This window comes from Vibrio sp. V10_P2A27P122 (assembly GCF_963874335.1).
Classification (GTDB): Bacteria; Pseudomonadota; Gammaproteobacteria; order Enterobacterales; family Vibrionaceae; genus Vibrio; species Vibrio anguillarum.
In genome coordinates, this window is record NZ_CAWNHY010000265.1 from 1 (window position 1) to 20,325 (window position 20,325).

17 protein-coding genes, 1 tRNA gene and 1 riboswitch are annotated in these 20,325 nt (G+C 44.8%); of the genes, 6 read left to right on the forward strand and 12 right to left on the reverse strand.

All coding sequences use genetic code 11. The features are described 5' to 3' along the window. Positions 1-255 precede the first annotated feature (255 nt). A complete protein-coding gene (locus AACQ17_RS13430; RefSeq protein WP_013857257.1) occupies positions 256-1,221 on the forward strand; it encodes a sensor domain-containing diguanylate cyclase in 966 nt (321 codons plus the stop codon). Here the strand turns inward: AACQ17_RS13430 and moaE are convergent. The 5 genes from moaE to moaA form a co-directional block, all read right to left on the reverse strand. Continuing rightward, positions 1,218-1,688 (reverse strand): molybdopterin synthase catalytic subunit MoaE, encoded by a 471-nt coding sequence (gene moaE / locus AACQ17_RS13435; RefSeq protein WP_038148363.1) that lies wholly within the window; start codon positions 1,686-1,688, stop codon positions 1,218-1,220. The genes AACQ17_RS13430 and moaE overlap by 4 nt on opposite strands. Positions 1,689-1,690: 2 nt before the next feature. Then, a complete protein-coding gene (gene moaD, locus AACQ17_RS13440; RefSeq protein WP_094147031.1) occupies positions 1,691-1,936 on the reverse strand; it encodes a molybdopterin synthase sulfur carrier subunit in 246 nt (81 codons plus the stop codon). Further along, positions 1,929-2,429, reverse strand: coding sequence for a cyclic pyranopterin monophosphate synthase MoaC (gene moaC, locus AACQ17_RS13445; RefSeq protein ID WP_010320681.1), 501 nt, complete (start codon positions 2,427-2,429; stop codon positions 1,929-1,931). The genes moaD and moaC overlap by 8 nt, the downstream gene beginning before the upstream one ends. Before the next feature lie 10 nt (positions 2,430-2,439). Further along, entirely contained in the window at positions 2,440-2,952 is a 513-nt protein-coding gene (gene moaB, locus AACQ17_RS13450; RefSeq protein WP_010320682.1) for a molybdenum cofactor biosynthesis protein B, read from the reverse strand. A gap of 66 nt (positions 2,953-3,018) precedes the next feature. After that, positions 3,019-4,008, reverse strand: coding sequence for a GTP 3',8-cyclase MoaA (gene moaA, locus AACQ17_RS13455; RefSeq protein ID WP_026028246.1), 990 nt, complete (start codon positions 4,006-4,008; stop codon positions 3,019-3,021). After that, positions 3,997-4,140: riboswitch (molybdenum cofactor riboswitch) on the reverse strand. Its footprint overlaps the gene before it by 12 nt. Before the next feature lie 179 nt (positions 4,141-4,319). Here moaA and AACQ17_RS13460 point away from each other — a divergent pair. After that, positions 4,320-5,210: a YvcK family protein gene (locus tag AACQ17_RS13460; RefSeq protein WP_013857260.1), complete on the forward strand. Its 891-nt coding sequence runs from the start codon at positions 4,320-4,322 to the stop codon at positions 5,208-5,210. Here the strand turns inward: AACQ17_RS13460 and luxU are convergent. From luxU to uvrB, 3 genes are all read right to left on the reverse strand, one after another. After that, on the reverse strand, positions 5,207-5,545 hold the full coding sequence (luxU, locus tag AACQ17_RS13465; RefSeq protein WP_013857261.1) for a quorum-sensing phosphorelay protein LuxU: 339 nt from the start codon (positions 5,543-5,545) through the stop codon (positions 5,207-5,209). The two genes, AACQ17_RS13460 and luxU, sit on opposite strands and share 4 nt — an antisense overlap. A 4-nt stretch (positions 5,546-5,549) precedes the next feature. Further along, positions 5,550-6,956: a quorum-sensing sigma-54 dependent transcriptional regulator LuxO gene (gene luxO / locus AACQ17_RS13470; RefSeq protein ID WP_026028983.1), complete on the reverse strand. Its 1,407-nt coding sequence runs from the start codon at positions 6,954-6,956 to the stop codon at positions 5,550-5,552. Positions 6,957-7,197: 241 nt separating this feature from the next. Then, entirely contained in the window at positions 7,198-9,228 is a 2,031-nt protein-coding gene (gene uvrB / locus AACQ17_RS13475) for an excinuclease ABC subunit UvrB (RefSeq protein ID WP_029189720.1), read from the reverse strand. Between the two features lie 546 nt (positions 9,229-9,774). On the opposite strand from uvrB, the gene AACQ17_RS13480 reads away from it, so the two are divergent. After that, a tRNA-Asn gene (locus AACQ17_RS13480) sits at positions 9,775-9,850 on the forward strand. 151 nt (positions 9,851-10,001) lie between these two features. Here AACQ17_RS13480 and AACQ17_RS13485 read toward each other — a convergent pair. Next, positions 10,002-12,287, reverse strand: coding sequence for a glycoside hydrolase family 9 protein (locus AACQ17_RS13485; protein ID WP_094147840.1), 2,286 nt, complete (start codon positions 12,285-12,287; stop codon positions 10,002-10,004). Between the two features lie 584 nt (positions 12,288-12,871). Between AACQ17_RS13485 and AACQ17_RS13490 the strand changes: the two genes are divergently transcribed. Then, positions 12,872-13,945 carry a 3-deoxy-7-phosphoheptulonate synthase gene (locus AACQ17_RS13490; protein WP_094147839.1) on the forward strand — a complete coding sequence of 358 codons (1,074 nt, stop codon included), beginning with the start codon at positions 12,872-12,874 and terminating at the stop codon, positions 13,943-13,945. 59 nt (positions 13,946-14,004) lie between these two features. On the opposite strand, the gene AACQ17_RS13495 is transcribed toward AACQ17_RS13490, so the two are convergent. After that, complete coding sequence (locus AACQ17_RS13495) at positions 14,005-14,781, reverse strand: 2,3-dihydro-2,3-dihydroxybenzoate dehydrogenase (RefSeq protein WP_094147838.1); 777 nt, start codon at positions 14,779-14,781, stop codon at positions 14,005-14,007. 176 nt (positions 14,782-14,957) lie between these two features. On the opposite strand from AACQ17_RS13495, the gene AACQ17_RS13500 reads away from it, so the two are divergent. Together AACQ17_RS13500 and vabE are read left to right on the forward strand one after the other, a co-directional pair. After that, positions 14,958-16,145: an isochorismate synthase gene (locus AACQ17_RS13500; protein WP_094129639.1), complete on the forward strand. Its 1,188-nt coding sequence runs from the start codon at positions 14,958-14,960 to the stop codon at positions 16,143-16,145. A gap of 3 nt (positions 16,146-16,148) precedes the next feature. After that, positions 16,149-17,780: a 2,3-dihydroxybenzoate-AMP ligase VabE gene (gene vabE, locus AACQ17_RS13505; RefSeq protein WP_094147837.1), complete on the forward strand. Its 1,632-nt coding sequence runs from the start codon at positions 16,149-16,151 to the stop codon at positions 17,778-17,780. A 111-nt stretch (positions 17,781-17,891) separates the two neighbouring features. Here the strand turns inward: vabE and AACQ17_RS13510 are convergent, their stop codons facing one another. Together AACQ17_RS13510 and vabS are read right to left on the reverse strand one after the other, a co-directional pair. Beyond that, a complete protein-coding gene (locus AACQ17_RS13510; RefSeq protein ID WP_170935183.1) occupies positions 17,892-18,815 on the reverse strand; it encodes an isochorismatase family protein in 924 nt (307 codons plus the stop codon). Between the two features lie 247 nt (positions 18,816-19,062). Then, on the reverse strand, positions 19,063-20,325 hold a 1,263-nt coding region (gene vabS / locus AACQ17_RS13515; protein ID WP_240507704.1), incomplete at its 5' end, for a vanchrobactin export MFS transporter VabS.

Consider the following 20,325-nt stretch of genomic DNA (forward strand, 5'->3'; position numbering starts at 1 on the left):
ACGGTATGCTGCCTTAAGTTAAGTGTTGACTAATTTCACCGTTTTGCTAAATGGAAAAAATCGATTTTGCTCATCGGCACAAACTATCGATATTACAAATAGTTAATTTTTATCAAGGGTAAATGGCAAAATCTTTTATCAAAACGTCTCATTTTTGAATCAAACAACACGTTAAGAACACGATGTCTCGCAAGATTTTACAGTTAATATCATTTATACCTTAAACATTGACCGTTGTATTAATAAGGACTGGGCATGGTGAATTCGCCACTGTTTTCCGAGATTATAGAAAACCCAGCACTGATGCGCAGCTTGTTGGAGTCATTACCCGAACCCACTTTTCTGATTAACCGCGATGGCGTATATGTGGAGGCCTTAGGAGGCACGGATCGCAGCCGACACCACGACCCAAGGGTTCTCATTGGTCTCAATCTATACCAGGTATTACCCGAAAAAAAAGCCGCTTGGTTTCATCAAATTATCCAAGAAGTCATTGATAACGGACAAATGCGAGAGTTTGAATACGATCTCGACCTAAGGGTAATTGCTCAATTTAAAGGCAGCTCTGGCCCTATCGATATTCAGTTTTTTAACGCATTGGTCATCCCGCTGAAAAATACTGAGTACGTGCTATGGATTGTGAGAAATATTACCGCTTATAAGCGCACGTTAGAACGGCTTTCTATACACCAACTTGAGTTAGAAAAACTGACCAATGTGGATCATTTAACTCAGGTCTATAACCGTTATGCGATGGACTCATTGCTGCCCAAAGCGTTAGATAAGATCAAACGTGAGCAAAGTAGTGCTGCAATTTTCATGATCGACTTAGATTGCTTCAAAGAATATAACGACCACTATGGCCATGTGAATGGCGATACTGTGCTGCGCAAGATAGCGAGCACTCTGCAGCATTGGAAACGTAAAGATGACCTCTGCTTTCGCTATGGAGGAGATGAATTTCTACTATTTATTGCGGATATTGATATTAAACAGTGCGAGCAAAAAGCATTACAACTACTTAGTGAAGTGAGAGAGCTGCAAATCCCTCACCGCTATTCTCGTGTCTCATTGTATGTATCGATTACTATCGGCATCCAATATTGCGAACACATACCGACTGGCATGACGCCAGAACAGTTTGTATCAACGGCCGATAAAGCGCTGTTTCACGCGAAGAATCAACAGCGCGGAACTATCCATATACTACACAAGGCTTAGTCGATGGTGTGATGATTAGCCCAACGCTGCGCGGCTTGGGCATCTGAATCTCGAGACTCCACCCAGCGTGTTTGTTCGGTGGTGCGCTCTTTCTTCCAAAACGGTGCTTTGGCTTTAAGGTAATCCATAACGAATTCGCACGCCTCAAAAGCCGCACCACGATGTGAGCTCGACACGCCTACAAACACGATTTGATCGCCAATGTCTAAATCACCGATTCGGTGGATCACACGGATTTTTTGCACCGGCCAACGTGCCTGAGCCTGATCACAAATATCACTCAAAGCTTTTTCTGTCATTCCCGGATAGTGCTCAAGCGTTAAGCCAATAACATTATCACCTAAATTCATATCACGAACTTTGCCAATAAAGGTAACCACAGCGCCAGCGGAAGTACCTTGCGACAAATCACGGTATTCTGCGTCTACCGAGAAATCTGATATTTGAACGGAAATACGGCTATCCATCACTAGCCTCCGGTTACTGGAGGAAAAAAAGCCACTTCATCACCATCACTTAACGGGTAATCAAAGGCAACGATGGTTTGATTGACTGCCACCAGCAGTTTTCCCGGTTGCAAGGCTAAATCCCATTTCCCAGGCTGCGAGGCTAAGTGGCTATGCAGCGCTTCAACCGTAGCAAACTGTGCCTTGAGTTGAATACTGTCTTGGCCGATCAACTCACGAGTTTGAGCAAAAAAGAGGACATTAATCATGCGTGACCTTTTGTTGTGGCTGAGCGCTAAAGTAACCAGATTTCCCGCCGCTTTTTTCAAGTAAGCGCACTTGTTCAATCACGATATCTTTTTGTACTGCTTTACACATGTCGTAAATGGTTAACGCCGCCACCGATGCCGCAGTTAAGGCTTCCATTTCAACCCCTGTTTTACCGGTTAATTTACACAATGATTCAATTCGAACTTTGCTTTGTGCTTCGATGGCTTCAAGCTGCACTTCTACTTTAGTAAGCAGCAATGGGTGGCACAGTGGGATTAAATCCCACGTTTTCTTCGCCGCTTGAATGCCCGCAATTCTTGCGGTGGCAAACACATCACCTTTGTGGTGTTGCCCAGAAAGGATCAGTTGCAGCGTTTGTGGTGACATCTTCACAAAGGCTTCCGCACGTGCTTCACGTACGGTTTCAGCCTTGGCAGAGACATCGACCATATTGGCTTCGCCTGAGGCATTAATATGAGTAAATTCGCTCATTGAAACCCCGTTAAACCGAAAGATGTGGCATAAAGTTGCATGGGCGATGGCTGGCATCTAACTGCTGTTTGATGATTTTCGTCCAACCGGTTTTGCACGCTCCTGTTGAACCTGGCATGGCAAAAATAACCGTATGGTTGGCAAAACCTGCAATGGCGCGAGACTGAATGGTTGAAGTGCCAATTTCATCGTAAGAGACCAATCGGAACAGCTCGCCAAAACCTTCAACTTCTTTATCAAACAAGGGCTTTAATGCCTCTGGTGTGCTGTCGCGTGAGGTAAAACCCGTTCCACCCGTGATCAGCACGGCTTGCACGTTTTCATCCGCGATCCACTGAGACACAATCGCGCGAATTTTATACTGATCATCAATAACAATCTGCTTATCGGCCAGAATGTGTCCCGCTTGTTGAAGTTGCTCAGCTAAGTAACCGCCTGAAGTATCGTTTTCTTCAGTACGAGTATCGGAAACCGTCAGTACGGCAATATGTGCTGGTTGAAATGCGCTTTCTGCGTGACCCATGTGTTCACCTACTGTTCAAATGTGTACCACATCACCCGCTAAACAATAGCCAGTGACAAAAAGAATTTAGCCGCCAATGGAGGCGAGATTAGGCGTCATACCCGTATTGCCATCTTGTAAAAAATGGCTGACCGACTTGGTCTGTAATTGCGCTTGAATTCGCTCAATTAAGGCTTGCTGTTGATTATCTTGGGCGAGCAGATCGCGTAATTCAACGCCTTGCTCACCGAAAAGGCACAGGTGTAACTTCCCCTTTGCCGAAACACGTAAGCGGTTGCAGCTATGGCAAAAGTTTTTCTCATACGGCATGATAAGACCGATTTCACCTTGGTAATCGGCATGAACAAATACTTGCGCTGGCCCATCATTGTGAGCTCGGGTTTTCAGCACCCAACCATTGGCAATCAGTTGATTACGAATGGCAACACCTGAAATATGGTGACGCTCAAACAGCGAGTCCATTTCACCAGTTTGCATTAGTTCAATAAAACGAAGTTGAATAGGGCGATGTTTAATCCAATCTAAAAAAGCAGGTAACTGCTGATGATTAAGGTCTTTTAGCAGCACAACGTTGACTTTAACTTGCTGGTAACCGACTTCAAAAGCGCGATCAATCCCCGCCATCACTTGCGTAAATTTGTTTTCACCCGTGATTTGGTGGAACATTCTTGGATCAAGACTATCGACACTGACATTGATATGCGTTAACCCGGCCGATTGCCAACCTTCTACTTGTTTGGCCATACGGTAACCGTTGGTGGTGGTCGCCACTTTCTCTATACCAGCGGTATTCGCCACACAAGCAATAATGTCGTTAAAGTCTTTGCGCAAAGTCGGCTCCCCCCCTGTGATGCGTACTTTCGACGTACCACAGTCGGCAAAGGCTCGCACGACGCGTTGTATTTCAGGAAGGGTTAAAAAAGACGAGTTTTTCTGCCCCGAAGGTTGATAACCATCAGGCAGGCAATATGTGCATTTAAAGTTACAGACATCTGTAACAGATAAACGTAAATAATAAAATTTACGTTGGAATCTATCTTCGAACTGTTGCGCCACGGAACACCTTTCCAAATACGGGAGGCATAATCATTTCCAATTATGCCCTTGTGGTATTAGACCACTGGCTTAACCACCCTATCTCACAAAAATGAGACTTAGCCAGTTAAGCTCGGAGCTATGGCAGCCGTTGAGGTAGTATAATTAACTATCTCTACAGCAGCTGATAAGTAAAATACTTAATATTAGTAAGTGATTCTACCCTTATCGTAAAAAAAAAGAGTCCATTACCCAATTTACCTCCTAATGAGTATGGGTTGTGAACAAGCTGATTTAAATTGTAGTTAATTATTAAAAAATAAGAAGAACAGATGACTCTATACACTTCAAAGAAAGTCGTCGCCATTGGCGGAGGACATGGGCTTGGACGCATGCTAGCGGCGTTAAAAGATTTTGGCTCCAATGCGACAGGGATTGTAACCACCACAGATAACGGCGGTTCCACTGGGCGCATTCGCCACTGCCAAGGTGGCATTGCATGGGGCGATACACGTAACTGTATCAACCAGTTGATCACTGAGCCTTCCATCAGTTCGATGATGTTTGAATATCGCTTTAAAGGTGCGGGAGAACTCAATGGCCATAATCTCGGTAATTTGATGCTGACTGCATTAGATAACTTATCTGTGCGCCCTTTAGACGCGATCAACTTGATCCGCAACATGCTCAAAGTCGATGTTAATATTTTACCTATGTCAGAGCATCCTTCTGATCTTAGTGCACTTTCTATGGATGGTCACTGGGTCACGGGTGAAACGAACGTGGACGAGATGACGGAAGATTTAAGGCGCTTAGATTTATCACCTGAAGTGCCAGCAACCAAAGAAGCCATACTCGCCATCAGTGCAGCAGACTGCATCATCCTTGGCCCGGGAAGCTTTCTCACCAGTGTGATGCCACCACTACTGCTGCCCGAAATTGGCAATGCCATTGAGCAAAACGTAAAAGCAAAGCTGATTTTTGTTGAGAACTTGTCTCCCGAGCAAGGACCTGCTGGTCGCATGTCGCTACGGCAGAAATTGGAATGGTGTGAGCGCGCCTGCCACGCGCGAAAAATCGATGTGGTGATCGGCGATACACCACATCCGGAGCTGGCTGAACACTGGCATTGTGTCACTACAGAGCTAGCATCATCCAATCGTGACTGGCGGCACGACCGAGTTAAACTTCAAAAAGCCATTGAGAATCAACTCACAAGCTAATCCATCAAGTGGCAGTAGCAACGATGCGTCTCTTCGATAAGAGCGCGCATCGCCGCCACTTCTTCAGCCTCATCAAAAATGCAGTTTGCCTTTCCTTTGCTATCGATATCCACCGCTTTAGCGCACAGTTTATCCGCACCAAAGCTGGCGGCACTGCTTTTTAGAGCATGGCTGATGTCTTTTAAATATTCGATTTTATCCGGCAGATTTTGATCAGCTAGCTTCTGTGTATAGGCGCTCAGCTCGCTGAGAAAAATATCGAGCAATATTGGCACATTCTCTTCTCCAATTTCTTGGGCCAAATGCGCAATTTTGTTTTTATTGATCAGTTCCATATCTCTATGAGTTCTCTCTACTGTTCCACGCTTGAAGCTTGCGGTAGATCGTTGAAGGGCTAACGTCTAAATAACTGGCTGCTTTAGGAATATTACCATCACACGCTTCTATCGCTTGTTCGATGGCTTGCTTTTCCGTCATCCATAAAGGAAAAATATCGTGCACGGTTATATTTTCCTTGCGCGTTTCCGTCGTTAGGTTTGCTAATCGGATCTTGTTATCCACGACTTGATTTAGCGGTGGCGGTAACATGCTCAGTTCGATCTCGTTGCCGTGGTTCAATACCACCACATTCCGCAACACGTTTTGCAGTTGACGCACATTACCCGGCCATTCATAGCGCGTAAAACGCTCCACAACCTCTGGCGCTAAGCGGACAAAACCTTTGCCTTCTTCTTTAGACATAAAGCCGAGCAAAGAGTAAGCAATTTCAATAACGTCATCGCCTCGCTCGCGTAGCGGTGGTAAATGCAATGGGATCACATAAAGACGATAGTACAAATCTTCACGAAAACGACCCTCTTGTACCTCTTTCCATGGATCGCGGTTGGTAGCGCAGACAAAACGAACATCGACACTTTTCATCTTCGATGAGCCCACTTTCTGGAATGTGCCCGTTTGGATAAAGCGCAACAGCTTGGTCTGCAAATCCAAATCCATTTCACACAGTTCATCCAAAAACAGTGTGCCGCCATCAGCCAACTCGGCTGCGCCTTGGCGATCGGTCGCAGCGCCAGTAAATGCGCCTTTCACGTGGCCAAAGAGTTCACTCTCTATTAAGTCTTTAGGAATTGCGGCGCAGTTAATCGCAATGAAGGGTTTATCGCCACGTTTACTGGCCGCATGAATCGCTTCTGCGCACACCTCTTTACCCGTGCCACTTTCGCCAGTAATAAAAATACTGGCTTTACTGGAGGCCGCAGAGTCAATGGTTCGATAGACTGATTGCATGGTTTGACTGCTGCCAATAAAACCTTGGTAGTTCTGATTACCCGGGTTACCAGCCTCATTTTTTAGTTTGCTAGCTTTACGTATGGCGTTGTTAACCGTGACGCGCAAACGGTCTGCTTCACAAGGTTTGATCAAGAAATCTTGGGCGCCGTGGCGCATCGCTTCCACTGCGGTATCGATCGAACCATGAGCGGTCATGAATATCACTGGCACATTGGGGTAGTGACTTTTCACAGCATGTAAAACGTCCATGCCCGTCATATCGGGTAATCGAAGATCCAGCAATATGAGGTCCGGCTCTCGGTGAGCTAAACTCTCTATCGCATCACGACCTGTACCAACAATATTGATATCGATTTCAAGGGGGGTGAGGTATGAACGATACAGCGCCGCAACGGAAGCCGTATCTTCCACCATCAAAAGATATTTAGCCTTTTGTAGAGAAAAGTCAGGTTGCATATTCTAGCCATTATTATTTTGCACTTTGCCTTAACTATTGCATTAAGGTTCGCATTTTGCAAAATAAAATAACAAAAAGACACTAATTCGTTAGTTAATAGCCCTTTTTGCATAAAATTAATTGGCACGATATGTGCTCTATTCAATATGACCCTTAGGGGTCACCTAGCCAACTGACGTTGTTAGTGAATAAAGTGTTCACAAATAACAGCCAATAGACCTTTTTCTATTGGCTATTTTTTTAACTGTTGGTAATGAACTGCTGACGCAGTTTTTCAATTTGGTCACGCTTTTCGGCAGCCAATTCAAATTCTAGGTTTTGTGCGTGTTTGTACATTAACCCTTCTAGTTTGGCGATCTCTTTTTCCAGTTGTAGCGGCGTGAATATTTCATAAGTTTGCGAGCTTTCTGCCACCTTCGACAAAGGTACTTGTTTGCTCATCCTCTGCTGCTTGGACTTAGTAATATCACCTAACTCCATAATATCTTTGACATTACGTTTCAGCGCCTGAGGTGTTATCCCTTGTTCTTCATTATGTGCTTGCTGCTTTTCACGGCGACGATCGGTCTCATCCATCGCTTTCTTCATTGAGTTAGTAATGCGGTCAGCATAGAGAATCGCTTTGCCTTCAATGTTACGTGCCGCACGGCCAATGGTCTGAATTAATGAACGTTCTGAACGTAGAAAGCCTTCTTTATCCGCATCAAGAATTGCGACGAGAGAGACTTCAGGCATATCCAAACCTTCACGCAGTAAGTTAATACCCACTAACACATCAAACTCGCCTAGGCGAAGGTCGCGAATAATCTCAACCCTCTCAACAGTATCAATATCTGAGTGCAGATATCTGACCTTAACCCCATGTTCATGAAGATACTCAGTTAAGTCTTCAGCCATGCGTTTAGTCAATGTCGTGATCAGCACACGTTCATCTTTCGCTGAGCGAATGCGGATCTCTGACAACACATCATCCACTTGTGTTGCGACTGGTCGTACCTCCAGCACGGGATCAAGTAGTCCGGTTGGGCGCACCACTTGATCCACAATTTGTCCGGCTGATTTTTCTAGCTCATAGTTGCCCGGGGTAGCAGAAACAAAAATCGTCTGCGGCGCAAGTGATTCGAACTCTTCAAACTTTAATGGACGGTTATCTAAAGCGGAAGGCAACCGGAAACCAAACTCCACTAACGTTTCTTTGCGTGAACGATCACCTTTGAACATCGCGCCAATTTGCGGCACGGTTACGTGTGATTCGTCGATAATCAATAAACCGTCATGCGGTAGATAGTCAAACAGGGTCGGAGGCGGCTCTCCCTCTTTTCGCCCACTGAGATAACGGGAATAGTTTTCAATACCTGAACAAAAACCGAGCTCATTCATCATTTCAATATCAAATTGAGTACGCTGCGATATGCGCTGCTCTTCGAGTAGTTTATTGTTTTCCAACAGGTAGGCTTGGCGAGTTCGCAGCTCCTCTTTGATGTGCTCTATCGCATCTACAATGCGCTCTCTTGGCGTAACGTAGTGCGTTTTAGGATAGATGGTATAGCGAGGAAGATCTCGCTGAATCATTGCGCCCGTCAATGGGTCAAACAAACTGATGCAATCTACCTCATCATCAAACATTTCAACACGCACGGCCGCATAATCCGATTCCGCGGGAAAGATATCGATCACCTCTCCACGAACTCTAAATTGACCACGTTCAAACGCCATATCGTTACGTGTGTATTGGAGCTCGGCTAAACGGCGGATAATGTCGCGCTGATCCATCACATCACCACGGCGAACATGCAGCATCATTTTCAGATAAGAATCAGGATCACCCAAACCGTAAATCGCCGATACAGAAGCTACAATAATCGCATCTTTACGCTCAAGCAGCGCTTTAGTCGCGGAGAGTCGCATTTGTTCTATGTGTGAGTTAATCGAGGAATCTTTTTCTATAAATGTGTCCGTGGTCGGCACATACGCCTCTGGCTGATAGTAGTCGTAATAAGAGACGAAATACTCAACCGCATTATTGGGGAAAAATGACTTCATCTCACCATACAGCTGGGCTGCGAGCGTTTTATTCGGTGCCAACAAGATAACCGGACGCTGCGCCTTGGCGATCACATTAGCCAAGGTGAATGTTTTCCCTGACCCCGTCACACCCAACAAGGTTTGATGAGCAAGACCTGCATCTAGCCCATCAAACAATTGCTTGATCGCCGTTGGTTGATCGCCTGACGGTTGATAACCCGATACCAATTCAAACGTTTTGCTCATAATGCCGTTGTCCTCTATAACTGAATAGGCATTCTCGCTGTTAGCCATGTTTTGTTGCAAGTAATTGTTCAAAATAGTTGCGTCGTAAATCACCCCTGTTTTGAAAAAATGCTAGTTTCTTCTCCATACGTTTGCTACCATCTTCGGCCTGATTCGTAAAAAACCACTCCTAACTTTCAAAAATAATCCACTTGTTTTCCCCAAAATTTCAAAATGACTCCCTTTTTCTCATCGCCATTCATTTTCATTTCTTATTGATAATTTCAGTTGATAAATCAAAAAATAAAATAAAAAACATAGTGTTATATAAAAAATAAACTCAACAAATGAGTAGAGTAATAACTCAACATTCATTGATGAAACGAATTGCTCAGGATTCGTCAACACACTTATCCACAATTTTGGTGGATAACTAAACCTAGCCTAATGCCGATAAGGGGTACAGAAAAGTAAAGTATTTTCAGGGAAATATTTTTACTTTTTCTTCGGCTGGAAAGGTTGACACTGAACACCCCAGTCGCTACCATTCGCACCGCTCAAAGCAATTCCCCCTTAGTTCAGTCGGTAGAACGGCGGACTGTTAATCCGTATGTCGCAAGTTCAAGTCTTGCAGGGGGAGCCAAATTCCAGAAAAAAGACGTCCTAGGACGTCTTTTTTTGTATCTAAATCTAGCTATTTCAAGGAATTGTATTCTCTTAACGTCTTTTCCTGACTCGTACTGGCTTAGAAGTTTAGGTAGATAAATATTTTCCCCAAAAAAGTGACCCGTTAATCAATATAATTGCCCTTCATCCAAAGCAGAAGAAACCCAAACGAGAGGAGCATTCCAATTAATCGTGATCTCATTAAACGACCATGCATTAATGTTATCTCTATAACAGGTTTGGCCAACACACTGCCCCTTCAATGTCGCAGCGACTGGATCACTGTAACTCACTGAGTTGGGTCCACCTACTAGTGCGCCAGGTGCTGGAGCTGGTGACTTTTCATCCGCAGCATGTGCCCAAAAACGGTGATGTGGACTTTTAGCCGCATTGGTGCCGTAACCTGTAATATAAGACAGGTTCATTGGGTTCGCGCCTAGTAAGTAATCCATCGCATTTGCAGCCGCTTTTACATACTTAATATCGCCGGTGAAATCATTCGCATAGATTAAGAAGATAGCTCTATTTACAAAACTCGAGTTCGATCCCCACGGATACTCTTCTACCGTGTAAGGAATATGATAACCCTCGTTATTAATCTGGCCCACAAAGTTATCAGAGGTTGCGATTAAGTTTTTCCTTGCAACTTTAATTTGATCCTCACCCAATCCATTAGGCACAACAGCCAAGCTTATTGTTGCTAAAGGCGCTGTGTACCCCCAGAACATTTCGCCATCTGCTTCAATGTTACCTTTTGGTGTCTCTAGATAATGAGGAGAAGCTTTCACTGCTTTAAGGTACTTGCTGTCACCTGTGGTGATATACAGTTCACTTGCAGCCCAGTAGAACTCGTCTGAAAGCTCTTTATCATCATATGGGCCCGACCCTGTGAAGTTATCATAGGCAAGAATATTAGGATTTTTGCTCGCGGCTTCCCAAGCCTCTTGCGCCGCATTCAAACAGTTTTTTGAGAACGCAGGATCAATCTCTTTCCAAATTCGCGCACATTGAGCACCAATTGCTGACAAGTTCAACGTAGCCGCAGTGGTTGGATAACCCACATATCGCTTCTGGGTGTCCATATGAGGTGGCAGTGGCATACCTGTCCAAGCTTCATCAGCAACTTTATGGAAAGCCATACCTTTTGCGTCAATCTTAGTCAGTTTAAGTGTTTTGTCTTCAGACTGGTCACCAGCAGGAACCGCTACAGGTTGGTCACTATGGATCTGCATTGCCAATATAAATTCGATATTCCAACGAGCCTCTGACAACAAAGGATTGACGCCATTTCCAGCTTCTGGAATTTTCACTTTCCCTTCTGCAAAAGGAATTGGTGCGTTATCTAGCCATTTACCTCTTTCAAACAGGTTCAAAAGAGTCCAAGTCGAGATACCGCTGTTAACCATATACTTACCATGGTCGCCAGCGTCATACCAACCGCCGGTTACATCGACAGAAAAATCACAACCTGGCCACTTATTACCCCAGCTGTCCGTCTTATTAAAACAGGTAACCACATCGCTCATATGACCGCCGGGACGCGCTAGATCGTCACGCTGTACCAGAGCCTTATCAATCTCAATACCACTACGGTTTTGGTAGAAGTAAGACAATGCATCGTACTTCAACTGACTGTAGATATCTTTGCTAATGCTAAATGGCAAGCTCTCGTCTTCACCGACTTTTACTTTCAAGCCACTCATATCTGATCTGTAGTTCGATAGGTCAATACGGTGAATAAACTCGCCTGATGCCTTATTAAGACCAAAAACTTCCGTTTTACCTAAATCGACATTGATATTGCTGTTGTTTGTTAGCACCCACTTTAATGGCTCTTTAGATTCATTCGCGACAAACACAAACTTATCTGCTTGAGGAAGGTAACCGACTTGGTTAGCACGAACAGAATTTATCTTCAGCTCTTCAATGTATTTCTCACCGACGACTGAAACATTGCTAACGCATACGGTTCCCTTTTTCTGGGCGCCCATTTGAAACTGGAACTCAGTTTTAGCATCGCTTTCAACATCATGGCTGAACTTAAACTTATAGCTCTTCTTCTTCAGTGAGACTTTTGTATCATCCACAAAATAGTTGGTATAAGGAGGACCTTCATGCTGAATAAGCGTTCTCATTTGAGTATCAACGGTTGCATAAGCATCAAATGAAACTTCATAATCTGCTTTGTTTGCCAACCCAATCCCGCCCTGTCCTAAAATCACATTCCAAGGGTTCTCTCCTGGACTTCTAATCTCAAGACATGCTTCGCCATTTTTGATTTTTACATCTGCACCAGCATTCCACCAACCATCCATATTCCCGTTAAATTTGCCGTTCTTAATTTGCTCATTTGCATAAGCAGAACACGATGAAAGAATGAGTATTGTTGCCAATGATAGTTTGAATTTATGCATATTTACTCCTAGACATATAAATTACAACACCATTGAAATTAAGCGATTTTCATGGCTAATAAGTAGATGTCTGAGCACAAAAGAACCGTTCTAAAAACGCCTATTTCTCTCTTCGTGATACTGCTAGCACTTACCTCTAAGGTGATGAATCTGTTTCAAGGAAATCTCATCGATAAATTGACTTGTTTTCTAGCGAACAATTATATCAATCGGGGGTAAACTAACTTTATAGCCTTTACAACATGCTCTTGAGCCCGGCTAACTATCTAGACCTTTGATATGAGCATAAGGGCAGCTTGTACTCTTGAACTAAACAACCATGGTAAAAATCTTCTATTGGTAACCCCAAACACTCACCAATCACCGTGGGCATTAATGTATTGATCTGCGGCAGGAGACCAAAAAGCACAATCATCACAAACGTAATAGTGATTGATCATTGCTAACAGCTCATTTTAAACGCGTTCCCCCATTTTGATTTAAATCTGTTTACATATTGACAATTGTACAAATGTTTCACACTATCGAAAACAATTAATGATAATAATTATCATTACGTCGTAATGTTTATGCGGATAGTGCTCATGAAATCTCTACATAATGTGATGAACGCTTCATCAATCACTCCTTTACCCAATCTCTACCTTCTAGACCAATCATCAGAAACCGATAATCAACGATCAATGGCCGTTCACCAACACCGCCAAGACATTCAAAATATCTTGTCAGGTCGTGACTCAAGGATGTTGGTGATTATTGGGCCATGTTCAATCCACGACCCTGAGGCTGCAATTGACTATGCACAACGACTCGCAAAGGCACAAAAACAGTTCAGCAGCACTCTCAAGTTGGTGATGAGAACTTATTTTGAAAAACCGAGAACGCGTACTGGCTGGAAAGGATACATGGTTGACCCTGATCTCAACGGTCAATTTAACTTACTCAAAGGGCTCAGCTCTAGCCGTGAATTACTCAAGTCAGTCTTAGCGCTGGGTGTACCAACAGCAACTGAGTTTTTAGATACGCATATCGCACCGTATATCGCGGACCTTATTTGTTGGGGTGCGGTTGGCGCAAGAACCACTGAATCACAACCGCATCGCCAACTCGCTTCGGCATTGCACTGCCCTATTGGTTTTAAAAATGGTACTGACGGCAATACGACCATTGCAATCGATGCGATTCATGCCGCTAACGATTCACATCTGTTGATTATGGCGGGTGAGAATGGACAACCGGTTGCGGTGCAAACTCAAGGTAATCCATATTGCCATATCATTTTACGTGGTGGTGTCACGCCAAACTATGCAAGTCACAGTGTTAAAAGTGCGGCTTATCAATTACACCATAGCCAGCTCAGCAGCAGGCTGGTGATTGACTGCAGCCACGGCAATAGCGGAAAAATCGCTAAGAATCAATTGGATGTAATAAATAACATTGCCCAGCAACTGCTGTCTGGAGAGCGCCACATTGCGGGGGTAATGTGCGAAAGCTTTTTGCAAGGCGGTAGCCAAGCTTTGGATAAAGGCCCGCTCTGCTACGGTCAATCGATCACTGATGAGTGCTTAAGTTGGGAGGATACGATGTGCTTTTTAAATACGCTCGATGATGCGGTTACAACACTTCAACAGCAGCAATATTGTCACGCTCCAGTGTAAACGACCACTAAGGTGAAGCTCCCGTTTGCTTCACCTTGCCTATCGTCAGTGGCCTTCACTTAATTATCGAGCGTAGCGCCGCCATCCACTCTCAAATCATGCATGGTGATTTGACTTGCTGCATTCGATATCAAAAACATAACAACCCCAGCAATGTCTTCGGGCTCCGCCATTTTGCCAAGGGGTATCCCCAAACGGTACTGTTCAAGATTACCTTTTATCACTTCTCTTTCACCATATTCGCTGTTCCATAACTGCGTTTGCATTTCGGTGCGTGTTGAGCCTGGGCTAACGATATTGCATCGAATTCCATCGTTTGCAAGCTCAAGAGCTGCGCACTTGACCAACATATGCAAAGCCGATTTAGATGCCGCATATGCTCCAATATTGAGCCGAGGCGTATTCGCTGAATTAGAGCCAATCACAATAACATTGCCACGCTGGCGCACTTTCATTCCTATCGCTACACCTTGCAAAGCGGCTAAGGTGCCAAACGTATTGACATCAAACATCGCTTTGATCTCTGACATCGATAATTCGGTTATTGAACCAAGGTGCAATGTGCCCGCGCAGCTGATGAAATGAGCAAACTGATAACGCTCATTCAGTTCTTGTACCCTTTTTTTGACGTCATCATGATGCTGTAAATCAAGCTCATAGCAATGAAGCTGCTCGGTATAGCGCGCGTTCAAACTCGCTAATTGCTGAGTTAATTGGTGGTGATTTCTATCCGTCGCTACAACTCGATAACCGCTCGCCAGTAAAGATTCCAACACGGCATAACCAATCCCCTGCCCGGCTCCAGTCAATAAAACCGTTTCGTCTAATTTCATCATTTTCCTAACTTTACTCCGTTAAATCCACACTAAACCATAGCCATAACTGAATCTCAGCCTTAGTTAATAACATTAATTATCATTTGTTATTGATAATTATTATCATATATAATCTGCGTACTTTAGTGGTTTGTAAAATAATAAGCAATTAGGCGTAACACGTTATTAATGGAGTTTTGGTGATGAAACGTGAAGTTATTGGGTTTTCAAAAATGGCTAATCAGCTATTGGATGAGCACTTAAAAGAATCTCCCTTCTTTTTTGCTTCGCCTCACAACACCATGCTTGGCGTGGGAATTGCTCATCAGTTCAATCAAGCGCTCCCATTCTGTGAGCTGGCGGATCAAGCAACCAAGATGCTAGAAGCAGCAAAAACAGATGAGTACGACAATCCTATTTTATTTGCGACAATTCCTTTTAATGAAGAGACGGCGACGCGTTTCTTCATTCCAGAAAAGCTCTATGTTTCTGGTAGCCCACGGGCCAGTGAAAAAGAAGGGCAGCAGAGCCACAAAGCGACCATTGTTTCACCGCCAACAGGCAACGACTACAAACAAGGAGTCACAACCTTACTTGAGCTGTTTAATACCACCGAACTATCAAAAGTGGTGCTATCACGTTTAGTGAAACTCTCGACTCCACAACACATCGATCAAACTCGTTTATTGCGTAATCTGTTGTCCATCAATCGCAATGGCTACACTTTTTCTACTGAAATTGGCCCTAACGCCAAGTTAATGGGAGCCAGTCCCGAGTTGTTGTTGGCGAAAAAAGGCGGGTTTATCGTTTCTAACCCCCTAGCGGGCTCGCGGCCTAAATCAAACAACGCGGTGCAAAACCAACAGCGCTCCGCTTCATTACTTGATACGCAAAAAGATCTGAATGAACATGCCTTCGTCGTCGAGGAAGTCGAGAAAGTACTCAGCCGCTACTGCCATAACTTATTTACCCCTATGGTTCCATCAGTGATTGAAACCGAAACGATGCTGCATTTATCAACAGTGCTTGAAGGACAAGCCGATGATCCGATGATTAACTCGCTGCGCATTGCAGCAGAGTTACACCCCACACCCGCAGTGTGTGGTTATCCAAGATTATCGGCTTACCAAGCGATTAAGCAGATCGAAACCTTCGACCGCGGCTACTTCACTGGCATGATCGGTTGGTGCGACGCTCGGGGGAATGGCGAGTGGGTTGTCACGATACGCTGCGCTGAAGTGAGCCAAAATGAGATGAGTGTGTTCGCTGGAGCTGGCATTGTGAATGAATCCTCACCACAAAGTGAACTCGATGAAACAGGGGCAAAAATGAGCACCATTTTGAAAGCCGCTGGTATTGAAATTGATGAATTGCTTACCGCCTAAGGAGTGGTCATGAATAATCTTAACCCGACCGATTTTACCCCTTGGCCTGAGCAGTTCAGCCAGCGCTATCGTGAGCAAGGCTACTGGCAACAAAGAACCTTATTTGATTACTTCAGTGATTCCGTCAAAAAAAGCCCTGACGCCATCGCACTGATTGATGATTTCGGCCAGTACAGCTATCAAAATTTATATCAGAAAATGATCAGCCTTGCGGCTGGCTTGAGCTCCCTAGGTCTGCAGCGGGGTGATAATGTCGTACTACAAATGGCCAATCGTGCTGAATTCTATCTCTGCTTTTTTGCCTTGACCATACGGGGCATTAAACCGGTTCTAGCTCTGCCAGCGCACCGCTATCTAGAGCTGAGCTATTTTTGCCAACATACTCACGCCAAAGCCTATATTTTTTCAGACGATATCGTGGGCTTTGACGCGCAGCAAACCGCGCAGAAACTACGAAGTAGTTGCCCTTCTCTCTTGCATACCATTGTTTGCGGTCAATCCTCACACGAGCAAATTCAAGAATTAGATACGCTTTACCACTGCGTGGGAGACGATCCTGTTACTCATTCGGTCTTTGCTGATCAAGTGGCTTTTTTCCAGCTTTCCGGCGGAACAACTGGCACTCCCAAATTGATCCCTCGTACGCACAATGACTACGCTTATAGCGTACTTGGTAGTATTCAAATTTGTCAGTTTGATCCACACACGAGGTATTTGTGTGTTCTTCCCGTTGCGCATAACTTTCCACTCAGCTCGCCCGGTGCATTGGGCGTCTTTTACGCCGGCGGTTGTGTCGTGCTCGCTTCCGATACCACACCGCACACCGCTTTCCGCTTAATTGAGAAGCACCACATTACTGTCGCAGCACTAGTGCCGCCGTTAGCGCTACTGTGGATGAAATACGCCGAGTCCGCTACAGAAAACATCGCTAGCCTCACTCTGGTACAAGTCGGCGGGGCGAAGTTTAGTGAGGCCGCAGCAATGCGCTTACCGACGACTCTCCACTGTCAATTACAGCAAGTGTTTGGAATGGCTGAAGGGTTGGTTAATTACACACGACTTGATGACCCACTCAGCGTGATTGTTACTACTCAAGGACGCCCAATTTCAGCTGATGATGAAGTGATGATAATCAACGATGAGGGTGAGCCCGCTGCGGTGGGTGAGGAAGGCTTACTCATGACCAGAGGCCCTTATACGATTCGAGGTTATTACCGAGCTCCAGAACATAACCAACGCTCATTCACCGACCAAGGCTTCTATATCACAGGTGACAGAGTGCGTAGGACGGCTGAAGGCAATATTATCGTCACGGGACGAGAGAAAGATCAGATTAATCGTGGTGGTGAAAAAATCGCAGCCGAAGAGGTTGAAAACCTGCTACTTCAACATCAGGATGTTCATGATGTGGCTTTGGTTGCTATTGCTGATGAGTTTCTTGGTGAACGCAGTTGCGCCATTGTCGTTCCAGATAACGGTAAAACGCTCAAACCCATTACTCTCAAACGATTTTTACACGCTCAAGGATTAGCAGAATTTAAGATCCCTGATCACATCCATTTCGTCGATGAATTACCCAAAACCCCTGTGGGCAAAGTCAACAAAAAATGGTTAAGAACACAATACTCTCACTAATAATGACAATACAGGCGCTCAAATAACGTGAAGATGAAAAAGCCGATATCGTCGATATCGGCTTTTGCTGAGCGATGCGTTCTCTTTCCCTATTCTAGGGGCCCAGTATACTCAAACCGCTTGCTCTTCAGTGGAACGCGTGTCCGTTACTTGATGTGACGACTGAGCAACAACACTAGGCTCCATCACATGCCACCACTCTCTTAAAGTTGAATATTTAATCATCTCTGAAAAGGCGCACTCTATGCCAATCTTGCGCCATGATTCAAATAAGGTAACCGCGCGGATAGAATCTAAGCCAAGAAAAGTGAGCTTCTCATCTACATCCACTTCATCTAAATCGAGATCCAATAGCTCAGCCACTTGCTGACGCATCTGTTCAAGGCTCAATAATCTGGTTTCTTGGCTGTGGATCATTTGTGGTTTTAATGCCTCAAGCGAAGTCACGCAGCCAACACGCTCTGTGATGTATTTCAACGTATGATGATGATCTTCCGAAGAGAAGTCAGCCACAGCATCACCGACCACAAAAGGCTGTATATCCAACATAAAGGCATCTAACGCCGTTGATAAGATACCTATATGTGCATAGACACCCACAATGATCAACTGGTCACGCTGTGTCTCTTTCATCCACTCCAGCAGCGGCGTTTTCTTAAACGCGCTATAACGCCATTTGGTGTATTGGATATCCCCGTCTTCAGGTGAAAGCTCCGACACAATCTCAGTATCTTTTGTCAGCCCTGTTCCCCAAAAATCAGTCAGTAGCGCTCTCTCTACTGGGTCTTGGTTAGGGGGTTGAGCTGTGTACACCACGGGGATATTGGCCTGACGAGCCAGTGATTTCAGCTCTGAAATATTCGCTAATAACTCAGGAACGGGTGCCTGAGAATGATCAAAAAAGTTGATAAAGTACTTTTGCATATCGTGAATGAGCAGTACCGCTCTATCCGCTTGGACATGCCAGTGAACTTTATTTTTCGGAAATGTTTCAGCCAACGGAATGGAGTAGCTGGCTATTTTGGGAATCGCCATAAATATAATCCTTGTTAAAAGAAGCTTTTCTCGTTCGTGATGCCTTAAAGCCAATAACGACTTCAGAAATAAGAGGCTCGTATTCGTCGACAACCGCCACCTAAATAGTAACAATTATCATTTCATTAATACTAAAGCAGTCTACGCATAAAAATCAATTGTTAATGAGATTAATTCTCAATTATATGTGCAACATGTCGCTCTCGACTCACGGCAACACAACAAGAGCCCACCACAAAACGAATAGCTAATTCATCGTTTGCGCCGCAGGTTGGGAAGTGACCTCATCTGAGGAGACGTTAGGTTCTGAGCTTGTGCTAACGATAAGCGCTGGATCAAACAGAGTCGCTTGGCGTAATGAGCGAAATGCCATCACCATCAACGCACCAATTCCCGTTGCACCCAAACCAAAAGTGAGGATCGACATCGTTGGTGCTAGCACTTTACCCAACGCCCCTAAACCGAGTGCTCCAATCGAGTCTCCCGATACATCTTGCGCCGTCCATAAGCTACTTACGCGGCCTAACAGATGATCTGGAGTGTGTCCTTGTACGATCGAATATTGAATCAAAGAAGCGACCGAACCCAAATAACCATAGCCAACTAAGATGAGAGCAAACCACCAAAAATTATTCACAAGCCCCATAGCCACAATCGCTAAAAATGAACCTAACGTCGCGTAGATTAAGACCATTCCTGGCTTTTGCGACTGTTTTACCCAACCTGAAGTCAGTGCGCCACACATCGCCCCCAACGGAATGGCCGAATACATCACACCTGCGTTAGCGGCGGTGCCCTGAAATGAGACTAAAGCTAACGCAGGGAACATCACTCTAATCGCAGTTGCTAATGTTTCGAGTGTGCCAAACAGCACCACACAGCCAACCACTTTGTTTGAAAATAGAAATTGAACACCTTCATACAGTGATTGAAATGGATTCTCCGGCGTATGATGTTGCGGTTTCATCGAAGGTAATCTAAACAGTGGGATCAGCGTACAAAGCGTTCCAACAGAAGCCGCAATATAGTTCCAACTGACATCACCGACAGTGATCAGTAAGCCGCCAATCGCTGGCGAAAGAACCATACCCAATCGAACCGTTAGCATACTCAATGCGGCAGCTTCAGGTAATTTTTGTCGCCCAACGATGGTCGGTAAAGCAGCCATCAAGGCCGTCATACCCATAGCGCCAAAAAAACCATCCCACACCGAGAGGATATAGAGAGCCGCTAAGGAGGATTGCGCGACTATGCTATTGAATGCTAATGCAGCAAACCCAATACCACAGGTCGCGCGTGCGAACAAAATCAATCGACGGCGATCGTACTTATCGGCCAGTACGCCTCCTAGCAGCAGGCCAACAAACATCCCGATACCATCCAATGCCATGATAAGACCTACCTGCAAGGTCGAACCGGTCATTTGATGTATCTGTATCGGCACTGCGACCGTCATCATGCCAAGAGCAAGCACTGACATCATGCGGGCCATAAAGACCATTCTGAAATG